Raw genomic sequence first — 3464 nt, 5'->3', positions numbered from 1 at the left:
CAGCTCAACGTCATGCCTCAACCTCTACTCGTGCGCTGCAGACCTGGCTGAGATGTGCGTTTACGTCTGCACCAGACTGCGTCGTCGGGTCCATTCCGGCAAATTCAATTTTGCAGGCCCGACTATTGAGATTCTACGAGCGCCATTTTTCCCATCCGTGCTCAAACCGGACGGCAGTGCCGCTTGGCGCGTACTTGTGTGTGTTGAGATTTTCGGGAGGCTGTTTCGAATCCCTAGGTTTGAATTTGCTTCTAACGGAAGCACAAGCGGATCTTCGGGGTGAAGGTCGTTCATATAGTATCTTGTCCAAAGACTCTGAATGACAGCATCGGCGCATTCTAATGCATCGATAGGTTTTCCGTGTTCGATATATACGCTGGCCCGTCGAAGTTCGCTTTGCTCAGAAAATTCCAGCGGTACACTCCATTCGATGAGTCCGAAGAGCAACAGCATGTCCGTCACAAGTGAATTCTCGATACTGCTCGCGTGCTGATTGTCTAAGGCTCGGCGAGTCAATGCTGCAAGGCGGGCACAGTCGACGATGGCGAGCTCTAGCAGCTTGATTCTGTCCATTACCTTGACATGCGAGTATCGAAACGGGCGTCAAAACCTTACCTTAGTGCGGCTGTAGACGATGTAGCTTCACTCGCGCGCTTGGCGAGTTGCCCAACGCGGTTTAGCCGATGACTTCCCGAGGTTGGCCTACGAGGTAACGAGACGAATTCAAGTAACATCCCGTGGCTCCACGCTAATCCGCAGTTGTCTCTGATTGATTGAGATTAGTCGGGAAACTGACGGAACGCAATGGTGTATCCAGGGAGGTCGAGGGTAGCAGGGGGCATCAGACAGTAGAGCTAACGCGTAGCCAAGCCTGAACAGGGCGTTTAGAAGCGGTCTGAATTTGCTCCTACATCTCCGGACACCGCATCACACTTGAGTTGATGAATCGGTCCTGCACCTGAATTCAGGTGGCGAGCGATACTTCAGGGCGCTAGAGGATGCTGTTCGTTGTAATGTTCGAATGCGATGGCGAGATTCCGCGCTGCGGTTGCTGCATCTGGCTTTGGCATGAAGGCAACATAGTCGCGCTTCATCGTCTTCACAAAGCTTTCCGCCATACCATTACTTTGCGGGCTGCACACGGGGTTGGTCAATGGCCTCAAGGCAATGTCAGAAACAAACGTCTTTGTTTTCTCTGCCGTGTAACCCGAGCCATTGTCAGTCGCCATTCTATTTCCGACGGCGCCTTCAGGACGTCACCGAACCGGTTCTCAACGGCGGCCAGCATAACGTCGCGCACTACGTCACCACTGTGGCCGCCGGTCGTCGCCGCCCAGCTCATAGCTTCGCGGTCGCAGCAATCCAGGGCGAACGTAACACACCGCGGTTCGCCGTTGTCGCAACGAAACTCGAAGCCATCGGAACCAACGCTCATTGCTTTTCGCCACCGCAACCTTGCCATCGTGTCGGTGCTAAGGGCGCGGCGGTGCCGTGCGGCGTTCCATCAGGAGACCGTGGACGCACATTACCCGGGACACCCGTTCGGCATTGACGGGCGCCGCGCCATGATTCTCCCGCTGCCGACGCAAGAGGGCCCCACACAGGACGGTACACGAGGACGCTTTCCGGTACTTCGATGGCAGCGTAAATTACGTCGCTATCGATAACCTCCGGGAAGGTGTCATCACCCCCGATCTATATGAGCCGGAACTCAACCGGCTCTATGCGGCGATGCTCGAGCATTACGGCGTCGTCGCCGCCCCTGCTCGCGTACGAGGCCCAAATCGAATGGGTACCGTGGAGAACGCGATCCACCATACGGAGAACACCGCGCATACCGGCCGGCGTTTCGAATCGCTCGAAGCTCAGAACGAATTCCTTATGCATTGGGAGGAGAACTGGGCAGCCAGGTGCATCCACGGCAGAGCGCGCAGACAAGTCGAAGCTATGTTCCATGAGGAAAAGCTCCATCTGCGTCCGCTGCTCAGCACCGGGTTGCGCTGCTTCACCGAAGTCGTAGGCACCGTCTCCACGATATCGCCGACCGCATTCGGCACATGCGATGGAAGCGCGAGCACGCTGAGCGTGCCCGCTGCGATGACGAATGCGATCACCCCGTGCAGCGACGAACTGTAAAGCTGGGTCCTTTATCGTGACCAAGGGTCGGATCGGCGGTAGCGGACATGGACTGAAGCCCTGATAGAACACACACGTGAAGGAAAATGCGCTGTCGCCGACATGCGGCGACAACGCGGCTACTGCACCTGCCTAAAGTTCGAACTGTACTTCACGAACGCCTTAGATCGTCGGCACGGATGCCACCGGCGAGCCGAGCGTCGGATCGATAAAGAGCGTCGGGTTGTTGCCCTTGCCCGTGAAGTCAAACATACCCATGATGCTGCCCGCGCTCGCATCGAACGAACCGCCACCCAGACGCGCGCCGGAGAGCCAGTTGTCTTCGATGAATTGCACCACGGAAGCTTGCGAGATCAGTGTATGGTCGACGTAGTTCGTCTTCGCCCACGGCGAGATCACGAGAAACGGGATGCGCGTGCCTGGACCGCAACGGCCGTTGACCGTGCCGCCGTTGATACCGATCGGCACCGCACCTGAGCCACATTTGCCCGCGCCATTCAGTTGGTCGGCCTGCGCGTCAAACGAGGAAGAAGTCGGCGCGACATACGCGTGGTCGTACCAGCCATCCGAGTCATCCCAGGTCACGATGACGGCCGTGTTCTTCCAATCCGACTGTTGCTGGAGAAAATTCACGACCTTTGCAGTGAACGCTTGTTCGTCAAGCGGGCCAGAGTAACCGGCGTGGCCGTCCTGATACGCCGGCGCCTTCAGAAAGCTCACTGATGGGAAGTTGCCTGACCTAACGGCCGCAAAAAAGTCGTCGCTGTCATACTGATGGTTCGCGGATTCGGCGGTTTTTCCGTCCGCTTCGAACGATGAGCCGATAGCTGCTATCGAACTCGGACGTAAATGCTGCGGATTAGCTGTTGATGCGAAGTACTGGAACCAGTTGTGATGCGGGATGTAATCCGTTGTAGCCTGGCCAACCACTGGCGAGACGGTGCTTCGTTTGCAATTTGTGGTCCCGTTAGCGTTTGTCGTTGACAAATTGAAACCGCTCCACGTGATGTTCTTTGCGTTGAGCAGGTCACCGACGTTCTTTGACGTCATCATAACTTGATCCGTCGTACTCGAGCACAGATCGTTGGCCGGATCAACGTCGTTAATCATCGTGTAGCCACCTTGACCATCGGCGACATAGTAGGAGTGTGGCGCAGTGGTCAGGTTAAACACTGGCTGACTGGTCTTTATAATTTGCATGCCGCTAGGCTCTGTTCACATTTGAAGAAATGTGTTTACATCTCATCTTTTGCGTAAGCGATCAAGATGAGTCGAATGTTGCTGACCGATGAGATATGGGGACGACTGGAGTCCATTGTTCCGGGTAA

1 protein-coding gene and 3 pseudogenes are annotated in these 3464 nt (G+C 55.9%); 1 reads left to right on the top strand and 3 read right to left on the bottom strand.

The window, feature by feature from the left end:
• Positions 1-60 precede the first annotated feature (60 nt).
• Both BVER_RS28280 and BVER_RS28275 read right to left on the bottom strand, forming a co-directional pair.
• The gene (locus tag BVER_RS28280; protein WP_050456066.1) at positions 61-573 is read right to left on the bottom strand and encodes a hypothetical protein; all 513 of its coding nucleotides are present in this window, start codon (positions 571-573) and stop codon (positions 61-63) included.
• Between the two features lie 354 nt (positions 574-927).
• A pseudogene (locus BVER_RS28275) lies at positions 928-1611 on the bottom strand (integrase core domain-containing protein); the annotation flags it as partial.
• On the opposite strand from BVER_RS28275, the pseudogene BVER_RS30920 reads away from it, so the two are divergent.
• Positions 1609-2028 (top strand): annotated as a pseudogene (locus BVER_RS30920) (IS21 family transposase); the annotation flags it as partial. The pseudogenes BVER_RS28275 and BVER_RS30920 overlap by 3 nt on opposite strands.
• Positions 2029-2298: 270 nt before the next feature.
• On the opposite strand, the pseudogene BVER_RS28260 reads toward BVER_RS30920, so the two are convergent.
• Positions 2299-3348, bottom strand: a pseudogene (locus BVER_RS28260) (phospholipase C); the annotation flags it as partial.
• Positions 3349-3464: the final 116 nt, after the last annotated feature.

It is taken from the genome of Candidatus Burkholderia verschuerenii (assembly GCF_001189365.1).
Lineage (GTDB): Bacteria > Pseudomonadota > Gammaproteobacteria > Burkholderiales > Burkholderiaceae > Caballeronia > Caballeronia verschuerenii.
The sequence above is the reverse complement of the archived record's forward strand: the minus strand, read 5'-3'. Positions and strand labels throughout refer to the sequence as shown.

Coding starts and splice junctions, on each gene's coding strand:
- BVER_RS28280 (WP_050456066.1), bottom strand. CDS start 573: ATGGACAGAATCAAGCTGCTAGAGCTCGCCATCGTCGACTGTGCCCGC.